Annotated in this window: 14 protein-coding genes; 5 read left to right on the top strand and 9 right to left on the bottom strand. The window is 42.4% G+C overall.

The features are described 5' to 3' along the window. Positions 1-86 precede the first annotated feature (86 nt). Both T344_RS0126290 and T344_RS0126285 read right to left on the bottom strand, forming a co-directional pair. Complete coding sequence (locus tag T344_RS0126290) at positions 87-2477, bottom strand: glycoside hydrolase family 2 protein (protein ID WP_034863290.1); 2391 nt, start codon at positions 2475-2477, stop codon at positions 87-89. Positions 2478-2795: 318 nt separating this feature from the next. Beyond that, on the bottom strand, positions 2796-3500 hold the full coding sequence (locus tag T344_RS0126285; RefSeq protein ID WP_027631178.1) for a LytR/AlgR family response regulator transcription factor: 705 nt from the start codon (positions 3498-3500) through the stop codon (positions 2796-2798). A gap of 211 nt (positions 3501-3711) precedes the next feature. Here T344_RS0126285 and T344_RS29390 point away from each other — a divergent pair, with 211 nt between their 5' ends. From T344_RS29390 to nifJ, 3 genes are all read left to right on the top strand, one after another. Further along, positions 3712-4374, top strand: a complete 663-nt coding sequence (locus T344_RS29390) for a hypothetical protein (RefSeq protein WP_051572311.1) — start codon at positions 3712-3714, stop codon at positions 4372-4374. Between the two features lie 303 nt (positions 4375-4677). Further along, the gene (locus T344_RS0126275; RefSeq protein WP_004627982.1) at positions 4678-4869 is read left to right on the top strand and encodes a CDIF630_02480 family spore surface protein; all 192 of its coding nucleotides are present in this window, start codon (positions 4678-4680) and stop codon (positions 4867-4869) included. A gap of 31 nt (positions 4870-4900) precedes the next feature. Continuing rightward, on the top strand, positions 4901-8428 hold the full coding sequence (gene nifJ, locus T344_RS0126270; RefSeq protein WP_027631177.1) for a pyruvate:ferredoxin (flavodoxin) oxidoreductase: 3528 nt from the start codon (positions 4901-4903) through the stop codon (positions 8426-8428). A gap of 334 nt (positions 8429-8762) precedes the next feature. Here the strand turns inward: nifJ and T344_RS0126265 are convergent, their stop codons facing one another. From T344_RS0126265 to trmB, 5 genes are all read right to left on the bottom strand, one after another. Next, complete coding sequence (locus T344_RS0126265; RefSeq protein WP_117407547.1) at positions 8763-9707, bottom strand: metal ABC transporter substrate-binding protein; 945 nt, start codon at positions 9705-9707, stop codon at positions 8763-8765. 91 nt (positions 9708-9798) lie between these two features. After that, the gene (corA, locus tag T344_RS0126260) at positions 9799-10863 is read right to left on the bottom strand and encodes a magnesium/cobalt transporter CorA (protein WP_027631175.1); all 1065 of its coding nucleotides are present in this window, start codon (positions 10861-10863) and stop codon (positions 9799-9801) included. A gap of 33 nt (positions 10864-10896) precedes the next feature. Further along, positions 10897-11619: a helix-turn-helix domain-containing protein gene (locus tag T344_RS0126255; protein WP_027631174.1), complete on the bottom strand. Its 723-nt coding sequence runs from the start codon at positions 11617-11619 to the stop codon at positions 10897-10899. 28 nt (positions 11620-11647) lie between these two features. Further along, positions 11648-12379: a class I SAM-dependent methyltransferase gene (locus T344_RS0126250; RefSeq protein WP_027631173.1), complete on the bottom strand. Its 732-nt coding sequence runs from the start codon at positions 12377-12379 to the stop codon at positions 11648-11650. Between the two features lie 128 nt (positions 12380-12507). Next, positions 12508-13170 carry a tRNA (guanosine(46)-N7)-methyltransferase TrmB gene (trmB, locus tag T344_RS0126245; RefSeq protein ID WP_027631172.1) on the bottom strand — a complete coding sequence of 221 codons (663 nt, stop codon included), beginning with the start codon at positions 13168-13170 and terminating at the stop codon, positions 12508-12510. 376 nt (positions 13171-13546) lie between these two features. Between trmB and T344_RS0126240 the strand changes: the two genes are divergently transcribed. Beyond that, positions 13547-14392, top strand: a complete 846-nt coding sequence (locus T344_RS0126240) for an undecaprenyl-diphosphate phosphatase (RefSeq protein ID WP_027631171.1) — start codon at positions 13547-13549, stop codon at positions 14390-14392. Between the two features lie 221 nt (positions 14393-14613). Beyond that, complete coding sequence (locus T344_RS0126235) at positions 14614-16605, top strand: methyl-accepting chemotaxis protein (protein WP_027631170.1); 1992 nt, start codon at positions 14614-14616, stop codon at positions 16603-16605. A gap of 324 nt (positions 16606-16929) precedes the next feature. Here T344_RS0126235 and T344_RS0126230 read toward each other — a convergent pair whose 3' ends face one another. Continuing rightward, on the bottom strand, positions 16930-18507 hold the full coding sequence (locus T344_RS0126230; protein WP_034863285.1) for a glycoside hydrolase family 43 protein: 1578 nt from the start codon (positions 18505-18507) through the stop codon (positions 16930-16932). Between the two features lie 128 nt (positions 18508-18635). Then, the gene (locus T344_RS31300; protein ID WP_004627949.1) at positions 18636-18773 is read right to left on the bottom strand and encodes a CPC_1213 family protein; all 138 of its coding nucleotides are present in this window, start codon (positions 18771-18773) and stop codon (positions 18636-18638) included. Positions 18774-18892: the final 119 nt, after the last annotated feature.

The raw sequence follows: 18892 nt of genomic DNA, 5'->3' as shown, positions 1-18892 counted from the left end.
GTTGATATAAAAATCATACAGGTAAAGCAACCGTCAAAATTAACCGGCACAACCCGTTAATCCATTTACTGTTCCAGCGGTAACCGTTACCTTAAAAACTTTTTTATCTCAAACTCGGCCTCATGCATGCCGTATTTTTCAGATTTTATCCTTACAAGTGCCCTGCCTGAGCGTCCTGCAGTCTTTATCCAGAAGGCCCGGGCTCCCCCAATAAGTGCTATGCATTTTGGGCCTATGATTTCAATAGGTCCTTCCGTTTCAATAACCATGGCATCAATTGCGTAATTCATCAGGTTGTCATTCTGATCCAACGCCCTCACTACAATTCTGGTGACATCATAGGTATCGGCTTCAATCAACTCCCCGCTGTCGGGCCGAACTTCAAGATGTGTACTTTCAGACGTTGACTTGACGACGCTCTTCACTATTTGGCCGTTTTTGCAGCCTTCAAATCTGAAACTTATCCGCTGGCCTCCCCAATTGCTTACATAGGTGCCAAACAACCTCATTCCGTCATCCATTGACAGTTTGTATTTAAGCATGAGCCTGCCCATCGCCAGCTTTGAACTCAGGGGAAGGTTCATTCCATATTTGGAGGCATGGCGGAGAATATTTTTCATCCTGAGCGAATCCTTTGCAGAGATATTCTCATATTTTGTCAGGAGATCACCTATAAAATCATCTATTCTGACAGGCGGATGCTTAAGATTGGGAAACAGCTTCCTGTCGGGATAAAAGGTCTTAATATATTCATTGTCCTTGTACAGCTTGATATGGTCACAGTTTGTGAAGGCATACACCGTTCCCAGATCTCCTCCGGAATGTTCACCTATATCCATGGAGGAGGAGATTTCAAGGACGGGTGTATGGTCCTGCTGGGATGCATATACGTACCACGCCAGTTTTGGTATCCTGAACATATCACTGATACCGTGATAGCATATTCTGTCTCCGCTGCCGAAATCCTTATGGGTATTGTAGTCCGACATGCACCATCCTATGGCGCCGCTTATCCGGTCACTGCCCAGCATATTGTCCAATACCCTCATATGTCTCAAGGCGTGTTCAAGTCTTCTGCCCTCATTGTCAAAGCGCTTTACGGGAAACATGTGACCGTTGTGCTCCGTTACAAGGTAAGGGGCGTTTGTACCCGTAACTTTTGAGGGCAGCTCCAGCGCAGCATTTGAGCCGTGATGGGAAAAGTCATTGTAGGTATATACATCTTCGAGAAGCCTGCTGTCCTTGAAATTCCTGACTCCGCCGGTCTGCCTGGTATTATCGAGTTCATGTGCTATTCTGTTTGTCTTTACATAAAGGTCGTCGCAGTCTGCAGATTCATTTATTCTAACACCCCACAGGACTATGGCGGGATGGTTTCTATCCCGGAGGATCATATCCCTTACATTCCGGCAGGATAATTCCTTCCACTTTTCATTTCCAATATGCTGCCAGCCTGGTATTTCCTCAAATACCAACAATCCTATCTCATCACACCTGTCAAGGAAATGCCGGGATTGGGGATAATGGGACGTCCTCACCATATTTACTCCCAGTTCGAATTTCAGCAGATCGGCATCCTTCTTCTGGGCTGTTTCCGGCATGGCATAACCCGTATAAGGGTATGCCTGGTGCCTGTTCAAGCCCATAAGCTTTACTCTTTTTCCGTTGAGATAAAAGCCGTTTGTTCTGAATATGGCCTCTCTGAACCCAAACCTGACCTCATAGGAATCCACCTCGGTATCATTTATTTTTAATATTGCCTGCAAAGTATAGAGTACGGGGTTTTCAACATCCCATAACCGGACGCCCGAAACCTTTCCCGTGACTTTTCCTTTTGCAGAATTCCCAATTGTGCAGTTAAATCTGCTTACCGGCTCGTTCAGGCTGCTGCTGAGTTTGAATTCAACGGACATTCCCGGACACACCCGGGAAAGCTCCACATCCATATCCAGGATTTTTGCCGGTGCAAGTACATCAAGGGTTCTTACGAATATATCCTTTATATGGGTTTTTTCCCGGACCTCCAGATATACCTCGCGGTATATCCCCCCATATGTCAGATAGTCAATGACTTTTCCGAAGGGCGGAATCTCTTCTCTCTCGGTGGAATCGCACACTATAACAAATAAATTACCTGCTCCGTATATGACCTGATCAGAAATATCTATGTCAAAAGGCGTATAACCGCCCGAATGCTCGGCAACAAAGCTGCCGTTTATATATAGCCGGGCATGTGAGGCTATTCCTTCAAACCTCAGAAGGAGAGCTTTTCCCTTTAATTCACAGGCAATATTAACCGGCTTTCTGTAGCAGGACACAAACTGGTATTCCGACTCATCAAAATTATTATAATCAAGGATTATATTGGTATGGGGTATGTTGACCAATTCAAAATTACTGTCATCACTGCCCGATAAATATTTTTCACAAAAATCCATTTTGTACTGCCAGCCGAAGTTAAGGTTTATTTTCTGCATAATAGCCATCCTTCTAGTACTATGTCAACTCTAAAATGTATATTACCGATGAGTACAAGGCGGAGGAATGAGTAATCCTGTATGTATTGCCATTGACGACAACGCAGTAATACGGAGATTCAACCATCGGTAATATATAGAATTAGGGTTGACATAGTACTAATTATCAGTGAATTGACTGTCTAATTTATTATATATTTATGATAAGCTTCTTAGTGCAAAATTAGTATACAAAAATACAGTTTGGCCTATACAATATTCTATGCCTGTATAAAATATTAAAGCTCCTGCATTTCTGCAGAAGCTTTGTATACAACCTTACTGATGACTTTTGTAATCCATGAAAGCCTGCCTTATGGCTTTTCTTCCACTTTGTCTTATTGGTATGGTAAACCCGTTTTTCATTATGAACACATCATCTTTCATGAGTGATATGTGATCCATATTGATTATGAACCCTCTGTGACACCGCAGAAATCTGTTATCTGTCAATAATTCCTCCATGCTGGTCATGGAATAATGAACCCGGAGTGTTTCCAGCCTGGTAGTGATTACTGCTCCATTCCTCATTGCCTCAATACAATATATGTCCTTTAACCGAATTTTTATAATTTCCTTATTAACGGTAAGTTCAATGCATCTTGCATTTGAATTGAGAACCTTCTTACAGCGATTCAGGGCTTTTCCGACCTGTTCATATGTAATGGGTTTTACAAGATAATGAGTAGCTGCCACTTCAAATCCGTCGCTCTTATGTTCCAGGCTTGAAGTAGTAAAAATTATTTTACATTCCTCGTCGGTTTCCCGGATTTTTTCAGCTACGGCTACACCGTTTATACCCGTCATATATATATCCAAAAATAAAATTTTAAACTGCTCCTTTGTAAAGGCGCTTAAAAGCTCCTCTCCACAGTCAAACTCAACAAGTTCCACAATGGACATGGTATTTTCGGCGTATTGCAGTATGTACTCACTTAATAGAGCCCGGTCAAATTTATTATCGTCACAAATGGCTATCTTCATATTAATTTCCCTCTATTTTTCTTGAATTATATCATGTTTGAGAGCATTTTTTCAACGCCTCGACATTATTTCGTATGGAATTGCACGTTTTGACATTGAATTGCACGACCTCCTTATTATTTATAGTAAAATATGTTAAAATTTAAATAATTTTATAAAAGTAGTTAAGTAATTATAGTTTAAAATTATATCAAAAGAGGCGAGATACTTCATGAATAAAAAGGGATTTAATTTTAAGACAGACTATAAGCTCAGAACTAAAGCATCAACAATAACAACTTTTAAATTGAAAAGTTTAAGACAGTTCTCATTTAACAGTGTAGCCTATTCTACACTCCAGGAGACTTTCAACGCTTTAAGAAGCACTAAGCAGGTGTCTGTCAACGGTGTTTATTATACCACACTCCAAGAGGCTATCAATTCCGTATCGACCTCAAAAGAAACATTGATTACACTGCATTCGGATATAAAATTGTTCAACAGAAACATTTATATCTGCCAAAACCAGAATATAGTTATTGATCTGGCGGGTTATAATATCAGCAGTTACAACGGTGACGGCACCATATATCTGGAAGGTTCGCTGACCGTTTTGGATTCCAGTTCAACCAGAAGCGGATTTATTGAAAATACTTATTCAAATGGTATTGGAATATATTTTTACCATTCCGGTGCTCTGAATCTGTACGGAGGAACCATTAAAGCTTCCTGCTCCCTGTACAGCTGGAACGAATATTACAGCCCCAGGGTAATAATTGACGGAGGAACCATTGAGAGCAAATGCTTTGGAGTTTTCATCCGCAATATTGAAAATTTAAAAATAAGACGCGGCATCATACGAGGCGGTGTTTCGTCCTTTGACACCGGCGACTGAATTTCCCGTGTACCAGTGTGAAATTTCCGTCTGAAATATAATCCGGACGGAATTTTATTTATGTGTATTATTTATTTCCTGCTTCGGTACAGCCATTTTCTTAACATCCAACTTTTATCGAACCTTCATCAATTCTTTATCGGTTTTATACTTTTCTTCTTTTCCTGTTTTCCATTTTATATTTCATAAACATATCATATTTGTGGTAATTATTTGTATCAATATAAGTATATAGAATAAATAACCCTAAATAAGAAAAACTAAAATATAATTCCAAAAAATAACGATGTATGGAGGTAAATTATGGGCAAAAAAGATGCACAGCTTGACGGACACGACAACAGGCGAATGACAGCGCACAGACCCACAGATAATGAGGGCACCGCAGCATGGACCATGGAAAAGACAAAACAGAAGCACACCGATGTCATCATTCCTGATGAAGAAGGCGTTTCAGAAGCAAAAAAATGGGTAGATAACGGTAGTAGACTCTAAGTAAAAAATAAAATAACGGGGTGATTTTTTTATGTCGAAAATTAAAATGACGGTGGATGGTAATACGGCTGCCGCGTATGTCTCTTATGCATATACCGATGTGGCTGCCATTTACCCTATTACGCCATCGTCCAATATGGCAGAATCAGTAGATGAATGGTCTGCCAAGGGCAAAAAGAATATATTCGGACAAAAGGTCCGTGTTGTAGAAATGCAATCGGAAGCGGGAGCAGCCGGAACGCTGCACGGTTCACTGCAGGCGGGAGCTCTGACCACCACCTTTACTGCTTCCCAGGGACTTTTATTGATGATACCCAACATGTACAAGGTAGCGGGAGAACTCCTGCCTGCCGTTTTTCATGTCAGCGCCAGAGCTATAGCAAGCCAGGCTCTGTCCATATTCGGAGATCATCAGGATGTAATGGCCGCCAGACAGACAGGTGTGGTTATGCTTGCTTCAGGCTCGGTCCAGGAAATTATGGATATAGCTCCGGTAGCGCACCTTGCGGCAATCAAGGGAAGGCTTCCTTTCATGCATTTCTTTGACGGCTTCAGGACTTCCCATGAAATACAGAAGGTAGAAGCCCTCGAATATGATGATCTGGCAAGTCTGATAGATTACCAGGCCTTAAAAGAGTTCAGGAACAGGGCCCTGTCACCCAATCATCCTGTTACCAGGGGAACAGCTCAGAATCCGGATGTATACTTCCAGAACCGGGAAGCTTCAAATCCATACTACGACAATATAGTCAACATTGTGGAAGAATATATGGACAAAGTCGGAGAGCTCACAGGCAGAAAACATGGCCTCTTTGACTATTACGGCGCTTCCGATGCTGAAAACATTATAATAGCAATGGGGTCAATCACCGACGTAATTGAGGAAACCATTGATTATTTGAACGGCAGCGGGGAAAAATACGGCCTTGTAAAGGTTCATTTATACAGGCCCTTCTCAATCAAACATTTACTGAAGGTAATTCCCAAGACAGTTAAAAAAATAGCCGTTCTGGACAGAACCAAGGAACCGGGCGCAATCGGCGAACCCCTTTACCTTGATGTAAAAGCTGCCTATTACGGAATCGAAAACGCTCCATTGATTGTGGGAGGACGTTTCGGCCTGGCTTCAAAGGATACAACCCCGGCTCATATAAAGGCTGTTTATGACAATCTGAAACAGTCAAGCCCCAAGGATAGATTTACAATCGGCATAGTGGATGATGTGACAAATACATCTCTCAATATTAACGAACACATCAATGCCACTCCCAAATCAACCTTCAAGAGCCTGTTCTGGGGACTGGGCTCCGACGGTACTGTTGGTGCCAACAAGCAGGCCATAAAAATTATCGGCGATCATACCGACAAATATGTGCAGGCTTACTTTGCGTACGATTCAAAGAAATCGGGCGGTGTTACCATGTCCCATCTGAGATTTGGGGACCAGCCCATAAAGTCTGCCTACCTTGTTCATGAAGCCGATTACATTGCCTGTCACAACCAATCCTATGTAAACCAGTATGACCTGCTGAAAGGCATTAAGAACGGAGGCACCTTTGTACTGAACTGCCTGTGGGATGAAAAGGAACTTGAAGAACATCTCCCCGCAGAAATAAAGCGTCAGATTGCCAGGAACAATGTACAGTTCTATACTGTCAATGCATATTCAATTGCCGAGAACATCGGCCTTGGAAACAGAATCAATATGATAATGCAGGCCGCATTCTTCAAACTGGCCAACATAATCCCCCTGGATGACGCTGTCCGTTACTTGAAGGAAGGGGTTGTCAAAACCTATGGCAGAAAAGGCGAAAACGTTGTAAAAATCAATCAGGAAGCAATTGACAAAGGTATAAATTCCGTGGTCAAAATTAATGTTCCCGAGGCCTGGAAGGATGCACAGGATACTGCACAGCCAACCCTTGACGAACCTGATTTCATCAAGAACATGCTTCGTCCCATAAATGCCATGAGGGGTGAAGACCTTCCCGTAAGTGCCTTTGTGGAACTGGAAGACGGAACTCTTCCCAACGGTACTTCAGCTTATGAAAAGCGCGGCATCGCTGTTAACGTTCCTGAATGGAATCACGATACCTGCATACAATGCAATATCTGTTCTCTTGTATGTCCTCATGCAGTCATCAGACCTGTTCTTGCAACAAAGGAAGAGCTGGCTGATGCGCCTGAAAGCTTCATAACCAAACAGGCTGTGGGCAAGGGAATGGAAGAATACCAGTTCAGAATACAAATAAGTCCTATGGATTGTACCGGCTGCGGCAACTGTGCCGATGTATGTCCTGCAAAACCGAAGGCACTGGTTATGAAGAAGCTCAGCACCCAGACCGAACACGAAATCCCCAACTATGATTTTGCTACCAACAAGATTTCATATAAGGGCGGAAATTTCGGCGGCAAGACAATCAAGGACAGCCAGTTCAGAAAGCCTCTCATGGAATTCTCCGGGGCCTGCGCAGGCTGCGGTGAAACACCATACATCAAGCTTGTAACACAGCTTTTCGGAGACCGCATGATGATTGCCAATGCCACAGGCTGCTCATCCATATGGGGCGCCTCCTACCCGACCAGCTCATATACCGTAAATAATGAAGGCAAGGGTCCTGCCTGGGCCAACTCACTGTTTGAGGATAATGCCGAATTCGGTTACGGTATGTATCTGGGCATCAAACAGATAAGAGAACGCATCACTGACATTGCTCTTCAGCTTGCAGGCACGGATGTGGACGAAAACCTTAAAACCGGGCTCATTGCATGGACAGAGAGCGTTGAGGATGGAGCGGCTTCAAAGGGAGCCAGCGAAGAGCTTCTCGAAGCAATCAAGGCCTATACTCCAAAAGACCAGCTCCAGGCACAGCTGATAGCAGAACTTTTGGAAAAACAGGACTACCTGGTCAAGCGCTCGGTATGGATTGTGGGCGGTGACGGCTGGGCATATGATATCGGCTATGGCGGACTGGACCACGTGCTTGCCTCGGGCGATGACGTCAACGTGCTGGTCTTTGATACCGAAATTTACTCAAATACAGGCGGTCAGGCCTCAAAGGCAACTCCTACCTCGGCAATTGCAAAGTTTGCCTCCTCAGGAAAGAAAGCCGCCAAAAAGGACCTGGCAGCCCAGATGATGACTTACGGCAACGTCTATGTTGCACAGGTCGGAATAGGAGCCGACAGGAACCAGCTGCTCAAGGCAATAGCTGAAGCCGAAGCCTATAAGGGGCCTTCAATCATCATAGCTTATGCTCCATGTATCAGTCACGGCATTAAGGACGGTATGGGAAGAAGTATAGCGAACTCTGCCGATGCGGTTGCTTCAGGCTACTGGCACCTGTTCAGATACAATCCCGATCTCAAGCCGGAAGGCAAAAATCCCTTCAGTCTTGATTCGAAAGAACCGAAGTCAAGCTTCAGAGATTTCCTCATGAACCAGGTCAGGTACTCTTCTCTTGCAAAGCAGTTCCCTGAAGAGGCCGAAGATTTGTTCAGCAAGGCTGAAGAACATGCCAGAGAGAAATACACAAAGCTTAAGAAAATGGCAGAATAGGAATATAGGTTGAACTGTGCCGCAAGACAATGCGGGATATAAAAAAGTACAGAATTAAATACCTGAATTAATATTAATTATAGTGCGCGAGTACAACTACAAAAAATGGAAAGCTCTATTAAAAGCACATGCCTGAATTTGTAGGCGAAGCACAAGTGTTTTTGCTGGCAAATCGGCAGGAAGCCGATTTGAACAGAACCCCGAGACAGGATGTCGAGTGTTCTGTGACAGCAAAAACATTTGTGATAAGCTGTACAAAATTCAGGCATGTGCTTTGTGAGCTATCCATTTTTTGTAGTTAGTACGGGAGCACTATATCAATATTCATTACACGTTATTGATTCTGACTGAAAGCCTCTACCAGCACCTTCAAATTTTGGTCCATGGCTTTTATATAGCTGTCTGCAGGAGCATTTCTCTCTCCTGTGGCAACAGGATCAAGCATGTATACCTTCGCCCCCGTTTCTTTTGCAATAGACCCGGCTGATTTCTGGGAATACTGCGGCTCTGCAAAGAGAACCTTTACCTTTGTTTCTCTGATCTTATCTATCAATTCTGCAAGTTCTCCCGCACTTGGCTCGGTTCCGGGTTCTCTCTCCACAACAGAAACAATATTCAGCCCAAACTCTTTTGCAAAGTATGGGAAAGCTTCATGGAAGGTCACTATATCCTTGTTTTTAAAGCCGTCCAGCTGCTGGTGCATCTTTTCCCTTTGCTGTTCCAGCAATTTTACATATTTATCGGCGTTTTTCCTGTAAGCGGCGGCATTTTTTGTGTCGGAGGCCGCCAGTCCCTCAGCGATGTTTTTCACCTCACTGATGGCCCCTGATATACCCACCCACACATGGGGATTCTCCTCACCGTTGTCGTCCTTTAACAGTTCAATGCCCTTTGAGGCCTCGACGATGTCCAAATCCGGCTGCTGCTTTATGACTTTATCCATAAAGGCCTCCATGCCCGCTCCGTTTATTACAAAAGCATCCGCCTTTTCCAGCGTCTTAAGGTCTGCGGGTATCAATTGATAATCGTGAAGACAACCGGTCTGCGGCTCGGTCATATTGATAAGCTCCACATCCGGTATATCGGCTGTTATATTCTTTGTAAAAACGTAGATGGGGTAAAAGGATGTAACTATGGTGTAGGTGCCGTCATCATTTTTTTTGTTTTCGGCCGCCGTACAGCCGGCCAGAGTAATTATGCCGAATATGCCGGCAACAGCTAAAATCAGCGCTGTCAGTCTCTTTTTAGATTCTTTCCTGATATTTTTATTTGTAATCAAAATCATCCTCCTAATATAAATGGCGCAAACAGGAATCATTCGCATTTATATTATATACCAAGAAAGTGAAATTTAAAACAATATTTTATAATCACCACCATTTTTTCCTTTTAAAATACATAAGCATGAATACCGATATTCCCAGCATGATCATCCATAAAACAGGGTACATCCAGGGCCAGTTCAATTCGGGCATATTCTTCAGATTCATTCCGTATACTCCCACAATAAAGGAGAGCGGCATGAATACGGTAGAAATAATGGTGAGAACCTTCATTATTTCATTCATCCTGTTGCTGCTGCTGGAAAGATATACATCAAGCATACTTGATAAAATATCCCTGAGAGTTTCGGTAGTGTCCATGACCTGTACGATATGGTCATACAGATCACGTATATATATTTCGGTACTCTCCTGCACCAGCAGGCTTTCACCGCGCTCCAGGAAGGACAGCACCTCTCTCAGGGGCCATACCGACTTGTGCAGGAACAATATCTGCCTTTTCAGCTTGTGAATGGTTCCCAGGGTTTGCCTGCCGGTCCTGACAACCATTTCGTCCTCAACTGTTTCAACCTGATCACCAAACACTTCCAGCACGGCAAAATAATTGTCCACAATTACGTCAAGCAGGCTGTAAACAAGGTAATCGGCGCCCAGCTTTCTGAAGCGGCTCATTCCCTGCTGCAATCTTTTTACCACAGGTTCAAATACATCGGTGTCCTTTTCCGAAATGGATATTACATAATTTCTCCCGAGTATGAAACTCACCTGATCTATTTCGAATTCTCCAGCTTCCTTATGGTAAAAAAGCATTTTGGCACAGATAAAGATATAGTCATCATTGACATCTATCCTGGGTCTCTGGTCGGTATTTAAGATATCCTCCAAAATAAGCGGGTGCAGATTGAATATCCTGCCCATGGTTTCAAGCACATTTACATCGCTCAGCCCCTCAACATTCAGCCATCTTATGCCTGCTTCCCTGTTCTGAAGATTTTCCAGTCCTCTTGAGTCAATGGACTTTTGCTCAAAGTTTTCCTCATCATAATCTATCAGAGTTATTAATGTGGTCTCACGCTTTTTTTCTCCGATGTGGACAAGCGTCCCGGGTGGTAACCCAATTGTTCTTGAACGGGATTTTACAAGCTTCTGCATATGTACTCCTTCATATACAATTACAATTTATAACTAAAGTGAGATTTCAAGCTTTACCAGTCTGGCAATGACTTTTACATTTTTAGTGCTGATGGTCTCGGTAACCAGAGTCCCCTTATTGCTTACCAGCAATAGCTTGTCGGCCTGAAGCCTTTTTACCTGTCTCACTGCTCTTGTCTCATTATATTCAATAAAATAAATTCCATCCGTTTCAATATCACCGGTCAATACACAAAGGGCTCTGTCGCCTTTAAAAATCCTAAAGCCCGACATATCGGCATCCTGGATATTCAAATAAAACACTTTTTCCTTTTGAAAACCTTCCACCTTGTTCTTTTCGATGGGTAAAAGCTTTTTTTCAATCAACCGGTCCATTTTATAGTCATATACCGGCACGGTTTTCAGAATATTTCCGAAGGCATCGTCCCAGACCTCCTGTACAGGTTGGCTTTGAAGCACCTTGGGCTGTACGGTGGTATTCGGAACCCTTCCGGCGCCAGCGCTTGCCGCGGCATTTTTCACATTTCCCTCATACTTGACGGTATTGCTGTCCTCCGAGGCAAACAGGCCTATGGGGCCAAGTTCAAAATCCAGGGCTTTTGATACCCTCCCTATCATATCGTCGCTGATTATCTTCTTTCCCGACTCTATATCAAGGATAAAACTTTCCGAAACTCCCAGGGTCCTTCCCAGCTGCTTTGCCGACAAGCCCTTTTGCAGCCTTAATTTATTTATTTCCTGACCAATTCTGCTCATGTAAAATTATCCTTCACTTTCATCCGGTTTATTTTTGTCTGGCCCACAATACCAGCATAAATGAATTATACTTATCGAATTCATTGCCGTTAAAATCGGCAAAGAGCCTTAGCTTTTTAAAGCCGGCCTGGCTGAGAGCCTCTGTCAGTTCATCCTGCCTCAGAGGGTAAAGAGCGACCTGGTTATCCAGACTTTTCCCCTCCACAGTAAGCCTTGTTTTAAAAGCTATTGTATTATCCTGCTTATTGTAATCATAATTTCTTTCAAATGTAAGCCCGACACTTTTATTTTCTATTGTGGGCAGGCTTTTTATTTCTCTTAGCAATATTCTATCAAAGTTCATAATCTGCAGTACAAGACTACCGTCACTTTCCAGGGTATTTTTCACGCTTGCCAGAAACTCTTTTATTTGCTGCAGATTTTCAAGATGGACCAGGGAATTGCCAATACAAAAAGCCATGTTAAACTTTGTTGACAGCTTTTCATCAACCCCGACCATATCAGCCTGCACAATATTCAGTGAACCTCCGGCTCCATTCATTTTGCTGCTGAGCTGTTCAAGCATTCCGGCATCCTGATCCACAGCAGTCACATTATAGCCTTGCGCTGCCAGCTCCAGGGAATACCCTCCCGTTCCGCATGCTATATCCAGTAAGTTCCTGGGCGGATTGCCCGCCACTTCCTTTATAAACTTTACCTGCTCTTCACCCGCAGGAAAGATATAGTCATAATATTTCGATATTTGTTTATAAAATTCCATATGTCTCAATCCCTTAACAATTTGTATTTTGGTAGTTTATATATTAATATTGCAAATAACTATATCCATTATTAATACCGGCTGTTAATATCATCGTTTTATTAATATCCGCCATTAACATCAGCACTTTATTCCATATATACGGCTGCCAGGAATTTGATTTTTATGCCCTCCCTGGAAAACATTATTTCATGTTCGGTGGGGACACTATCTGTAAAGCCGCTGGCATGTAAATCTTCTGTGGTATACTTTATTATAAACCCATTTTCTTCAAAATATTTAACCGATTCCCTGAAAAGTTCATCATTATCCGTTTTAAACCATATCTCAGAGCCAGGCTTTAAAAAAGTCTTATATCTTGTCAGTTGTTTCCCGTGTGTCAGCCTCTTCTTTTTATAGGGAGATTTGGGCCAGGGATTGCAGAAATTTATATATATTTTTTCTATTGCATCTGTGGGAGCCAGAATGTCATCTATCAGCTCAATATTTTGTGACATCAGCTTGATGTTGTTTATTTCAGTTATTCCTGCGGCGGCATATTCCGCTTCTATCTTGCGCTTTGCAAGCGCAAGCACTTCACTTTTTATATCCACCGCAATATAGTTTATTTGTTGATTGGCAGCGGCAACTTTTGAAATAAATCCGCCTTTTCCGCATCCCAGTTCCAGATGCATGGGGCTGTCGTTCCCAAACAGTTCCCTCCATTTCCCCTTCACTTCGGGCGGATTGTCAATATAAAAAGGACATGCTGCCAATTCAGGCCTTGCCCAGGGTTTCCTTCTGAGTCTCACACTCGCTTACCTCCATATCGGTGCTCCTGCACGCTATAAATAGTAATAAAATGACGCTTGCTAAAAGATATTGTACATTCAGTAAGGTAATGTGTCTATAATAATTTGTACCCAGAATTAATCAGACAAACCAATTTGCCTGCCGTAAACTTTATGGAAGCATAAAGGGTCAATCCGCCGGCCAGCGGCATTAATGAATCCGGCAGGGCCAATAACTCCGTTATTAATATAACTTTATTAATATAACTTTTTTGCAGCTTGACTTAAGGCCGGCAGTTTTGTACCCTATAAATATATTTATTCCCATAAAGTATGGAAAGTACTTTTATACAATTCACTATAAACTGAATTGTACAGCGGAAGTATGGAGGAGAAAATGGATTTTTTACTGTTCGTTCTAAAATCAATCGTACTTGGTATAGTTGAAGGAATTACCGAGTTCCTGCCCATTTCATCGACAGGACATCTGAGGATATTTGAAAGCCTCATGCATTTTGAGAGTACAACTCCGCACTATGTTGATATGTATACATACGTTATACAGCTGGGAGCAATACTTGCCGTAGTACTTCTTTACTGGAAAAAAATCAAGGATACCATTATAAATTTCTTCCCAAGTAAAGTGGGATATGAAAAATCAGGCTTCAAGTTTTGGTTCATGATTGTAATAGCATGCGTTCCGGGAGCTATTTTAGGTATATTGTTCAACGATCTCGCAGATAAATATCTTTCAGGTTCCATAATTGTAGCCGTTGTACTTTTCCTTGGAGCCATCTGGATGATATATGCGGAAAATAAATTCCGCAACAACAATCTGACAAAACAGAAACTCAGCGTTACACCAAAGCAGGCTTTAATTATAGGGCTCTTCCAATGTCTTGCAATAATTCCGGGCATGTCCCGTTCAGCCTCAACAATAATCGGAGGTTGGGTTTCAGGGCTTTCAACCGTGGTTGCGGCCGAGTTTTCCTTCTTTCTGGCAATACCCGTCATGTTTGGAATGAGCTTTTTGAAAATATTTAAGCTGGGCGGTTTTAATTTACTGTCCGGAACCGAAATCACAGCCCTGATTGTGGGCTTCATTGTGTCTTTTGTAGTGGCGGTGGCGGTTATAAGCAAGTTCATATCCTACCTCAAGAGAAAACCTATGAAGGGATTTGCCTATTACAGAATGATTTTTGCCGTAGTTGTGATTGTTGCAGGTTTACTTAAGATTTTTTAAAGTTGTGCTAATTGTAATTGTGTTTTGCTTTACAGATAGACTTAACCAGAATCAACTGGTAACACAAGGACAACTTCATGAAATAGGAATACCCTGATTTGTCAAGATACTTCTTATACAAATAATTGTAAACTTATTCTCAACATTTGGAATTAAGAACGAGTGTCATAATAAGTCATATATTGTATAATAAGATATATTTATATCAGGGAGGAAATTTAATGAAGAGTATAAAGCAAAAATTAATACTATATTTTTCTACTTTCATGGCTCTATTTTTTGTACTATTATGCGTAGTTAATTATGTAAGCGTCTCAAACCTGTTAATGGATTCCTCTGAAGCCCAGTTAGTCACAAGAGCAAAGGATACCTCAAGGCTTGTAGACTCGTTCGTTGATGCTCAAATCAGAGAAATGGCGACACTTGCCGCTGTTATGGACACCTCGGATCCTGCTGCACCTGAAAAATTGAAACAGGAAGCTCAAAGACTTAAATATAACATGATTATTGTCAGCGACCTTAACGGTATAGCCGCATTACCTGACGGGAAAACAACCGATATAAGCAAGAGAGATTATTTCCAAAAGGCCCTCAAGGGTGTGGCAAATATCTCAAATCCAATTATCAGCATTGTTCAAGGTGAAGAATCAAAACTTGTCCTGGTGGTTGCTGTCCCCATTACTGTTGACGGTAAAGTAACAAGTGTTCTTGTCGGCCAGTTGAACGGAGATTTTCTGTCCTCTTTTTCAAATCAGAGCATATTTGATAAAACCGGATATTCAATGCTGGTTGATGAAAAAGGAACCATTGTTTCCCATATTGAAAGCAGTTATGTATTTAATGCCTTCAACCCCATAGAAGATTCGAAAAAAAATAATGCCTCAAAGGAATTTGCAGGCATTGTGACAAAAGCCATTAAAAAAGCTACCGGCGTCCATAGATTCGAATTTAATAAAGAAGTGAGATATGCGGCATTTGCTCCAATAGAGAGAACCGACTGGTTCGTCATTTCCAGCGAACGTGAAAGTGAGATTTTTGCCGCACTTAACGGCTATAAGGTATTTACCCTGGTAGCCGGCGTCATTATAGTTTTCCTTATCCTTCTGATAACATTTGTAGTGGGCAATTCCATTTCAAAGCCTATCATTCAGGTAACTTCCTATGCCCAACTTGTCGGTGGGCTGAATGTCAAAGAGGATCTGCCTCAGAAGCTTTTAAAACAGAAGGATGAAATAGGAGTACTCAGCAAGTCCTTTCAGTCCCTTATTGAAAACCTGAGATATTTTATAAACAAGGTCAGCATCTCGGCAGAGGACGTAAAAATGTCCTCTGACAAGCTAAGTGATATTACTGATCAAACGGCACGCGTCTCGGAGGAAACCGCAAGAGTCATAGAGGAGATTTCCAGGGGTGCAAATGAACAGTCGGAGATGACCCAGAACGGGGCAGACATGATCATAAATCTGGGCAGGATTCTTGAGAAAGACATTGCTCTTTTGAGTGAACTGAATGAGTCTTCGGATAATGTGGTATCACTTGTTAATAACGGGCTTGAAGAAGTAAGGGAATTAACTGAAAAAACCAGGCAAAGCGACCTTGCAACCAAACAGATTTTCGAAGGCATCATAAAAACAAACGAAAGCTCGGAAAAGATCGGTAAAGCAAGCGCCGTAATCGCTTCGATAGCCGAACAGACAAATCTGCTTGCCCTGAATGCCGCAATTGAAGCTGCCAGAGCAGGAGAGCACGGTAAAGGCTTCTCGGTTGTTGCCGATGAGATCAGGAAGCTTGCCGAACAATCCAGCACTTCAACCAAGCAAATCGATCTTGTCGTAAAAGAATTGCAGGAAAATTCAAATGAAGCCGTACAGACAATGCAGCAGGTTATGCAAATAATCGAAGAACAGCAGCACAGCGTGGAAGCCACCGATATCAAGTACAGAAGCATTGCCGATGCCATTTCGGTTTCGGTGGACAGGATTTCCAATCTGAATACCTTGAGCAGCGAAATGGAACAGAATAAAATAAATATCCTGGATATAATGCAAAACCTGGCTGCCATAGCCGAACAAAATGCTGCCAGCACCCAGGAGGTTTCGGCTTCTGTGGAAGAGCAGACAGCATCCATTGAAGAAATCTCCAATTCCAGTGAGAAGTTAAAGGAATTGGTTGACGAATTAAAGCTATTGGTAGCTAAATTTAAAATAAGTTAACCATTGGATAAGTGAATATAAATAAGTGATATAAAAGAGTAAATTAATTTGTTGCGCTAATTAATTTAATTTTTGCTTTACCTATGTAACTTTTTTATATCAACTGGTAACTTCCGTTGTCGACAATTTATAGCAATTGTTTTTAACCGTGCATCTTATTTCATGAAGTTGTCCTCGCGTACCAGTTGATTCTAAATAGAGCTAACTGTAAAGCAAAACAAAATTTCAATTAGCACAACAGGTTAAATTAAAAGTGCGATCCCCTATGGCGGGATCGCACTTTTAATTTAACCTTATAAATAATATATAATATACAATATATAATTAAAAAGCCGTAAGGCCTTTATATTCAAACCAGTCGAAATCGGCATGGTTTGTACTGGCTCTGCCGTTGCTTGAGACATACATTCCAATATATGCCCCCACAAAACCGCCGGCAACATCGGTGCTTAAAAGTCTTCCGTCCACATTTTCAGACAGTGCCTGCAAAGCATTTTCATCTGCTCCGCAATAGAAGCTGTAATCCTGCCCCAATGCCGAAACCTTAAGGTATAAATGCCTGCCTTCAAATTCTTTCCGGGCAATAATTGTTTCCTTCCCGTCAAAACAGCGGATAAGCTGCACAATATTTTTCCCTTCGGATAACGTACGCTCCATTCGCAGATTATAATTGTTATTTTGTAATAGAGCAATACCGGCAGTTTCATCCTCACCTGCAGGAACAAACTCCATTTTTGCTGCAACAGAGAAAGCCATGTGCTGTTGGCGCCGGCCAATAAAGCCGGGATTTGACTGTTCAGTTATCCTGGCTGCCCTCAGCCTCAGTCTCAAGTGTCCGGGCCTCTCCGACAGGCTCCAGAAACGCTTCCTGGGAGTCCGTAACATATTCCATATAAATCCCAGCTCCAAACCATCAAAATCATCTCTTTCGGGGCTTGTAATCTTGTCCCCTTCCGGAAGTGCAGGTTTGCCGTACTGGAACTCAATGCGTCCTGTCCCGGGGCTCACTATTGGCCACCCGTCTTCCCAGACAACCGGTACAAGAAATGTCTCTCTTCCCAGATTTCTATAATACCCTCCATATGGGCGGGAGGCTAAAGCTGCCATCCACCATTCCCCGCTTTGGGTTTCAACCAGGTCGGCATGACCGGTATTTACTATTGGATAAGACCTTCCCAGGTGCCTGTGGGTGAGGATGGGATTGCCGGGATTACCGTAATAGGGGCCTGTAAGCCTTTCACTTCTGGCTATGGTAACAGAATGGTGATAATCGGTGCCTCCCTCAGCTATCATTAAATAGTACATCCCGTTGATCCTGTATAAATGCGGCCCTTCAGGCCATACGGCATTTTTGAGTGCTCCCTTCCATAATCCGTATCTGGGACCCACCAGGGCCATACTTTTCAGATCCAGCTCCCTTAACCATATTTCATTATCACCGTAGTACTGTCCGCCTTGGGGTGCTTCACTGGTACCGGTTACATAGGCCTTTCCGTCATCATCAAAAAACAGTGACGGGTCTATCCCGGGTGCATCCTGCAGCCAAAAAGGCTCCGACCACGGACCTGAAGGATTTTCTGCCGTTACAATAAAATTCCCGCCCTTTCCCACATTGGTGCATATGACATAAAAAACCCCGTTGTGATACCTTATTGTCGGAGCAAATATCCCCTCTGACTGCCGGAGATTATCCAGATTTAACTGGGATTCCCTGTCCAATACATGGCCCAGCTGTTCCCAATTAACAAGATCCCTGCTGCGAAATATGGGTATTCCGGGAAAATAGGCAAAGCTCGAGGTGACAAGATAATACTCCTCATCAACACGGCATATTGACGGATCCGGGTAAAATCCGGATAAAATGGGATTGTTAAAGCTCGTTATTTGATTATTTGTTTTCATTCAATTCATCCCCGCTATTTTGTATTTTAAACGGATGCAAAATCAGTGCACTTTTCAAAAAACCTTTATGTATAAAGGAAGTACAATAGATATGATACCATTGCACTTCCTTTTAAACAAGTTATCCGTTATTCCCCGGCCGTAGTATCTTTTCCGAATTTGGCTCTTGCACTTTCGGCCTGGGGATCATGGGTGATATTTTTTGAGGGGAAAGCTCCGTCTTCCCTTTTGTCTTTGGTTTTTTTGCTTCTTTTATCGGTAGGCATATTTATCTCCGTTTCTCAGATGTTTTTTCTGAACATTATTTTTTAACAAGCTTTAATAATTAGTATGTTATCTCAAAAAATTAATATTCATATAATAACCCGGATAATCAAGCTTGACT

The sequence above is a fragment of the Ruminiclostridium cellobioparum DSM 1351 = ATCC 15832 genome, from assembly GCF_000621505.1.
Lineage (GTDB): Bacteria > Bacillota > Clostridia > Acetivibrionales > DSM-1351 > Ruminiclostridium > Ruminiclostridium cellobioparum.
Note: the sequence above shows the minus strand (reverse complement) of the source record. Positions and strands in the feature narration are given on the sequence as shown.

Coding starts and splice junctions, on each gene's coding strand:
- T344_RS0126290 (WP_034863290.1), bottom strand. CDS start 2,477: ATGCAGAAAATAAACCTTAACTTCGGCTGGCAGTACAAAATGGATTTT.
- nifJ (WP_027631177.1), top strand. CDS start 4,901: ATGTCGAAAATTAAAATGACGGTGGATGGTAATACGGCTGCCGCGTAT.
- T344_RS0126255 (WP_027631174.1), bottom strand. CDS start 11,619: ATGAGCAGAATTGGTCAGGAAATAAATAAATTAAGGCTGCAAAAGGGC.
- T344_RS0126240 (WP_027631171.1), top strand. CDS start 13,547: ATGGATTTTTTACTGTTCGTTCTAAAATCAATCGTACTTGGTATAGTT.
- T344_RS0126235 (WP_027631170.1), top strand. CDS start 14,614: ATGAAGAGTATAAAGCAAAAATTAATACTATATTTTTCTACTTTCATG.
- T344_RS0126230 (WP_034863285.1), bottom strand. CDS start 18,507: ATGAAAACAAATAATCAAATAACGAGCTTTAACAATCCCATTTTATCC.
- corA (WP_027631175.1), bottom strand. CDS start 10,863: ATGCAGAAGCTTGTAAAATCCCGTTCAAGAACAATTGGGTTACCACCC.
- T344_RS29390 (WP_051572311.1), top strand. CDS start 3,712: ATGAATAAAAAGGGATTTAATTTTAAGACAGACTATAAGCTCAGAACT.
- T344_RS0126250 (WP_027631173.1), bottom strand. CDS start 12,379: ATGGAATTTTATAAACAAATATCGAAATATTATGACTATATCTTTCCT.
- T344_RS31300 (WP_004627949.1), bottom strand. CDS start 18,773: ATGCCTACCGATAAAAGAAGCAAAAAAACCAAAGACAAAAGGGAAGAC.
- T344_RS0126275 (WP_004627982.1), top strand. CDS start 4,678: ATGGGCAAAAAAGATGCACAGCTTGACGGACACGACAACAGGCGAATG.
- T344_RS0126285 (WP_027631178.1), bottom strand. CDS start 3,500: ATGAAGATAGCCATTTGTGACGATAATAAATTTGACCGGGCTCTATTA.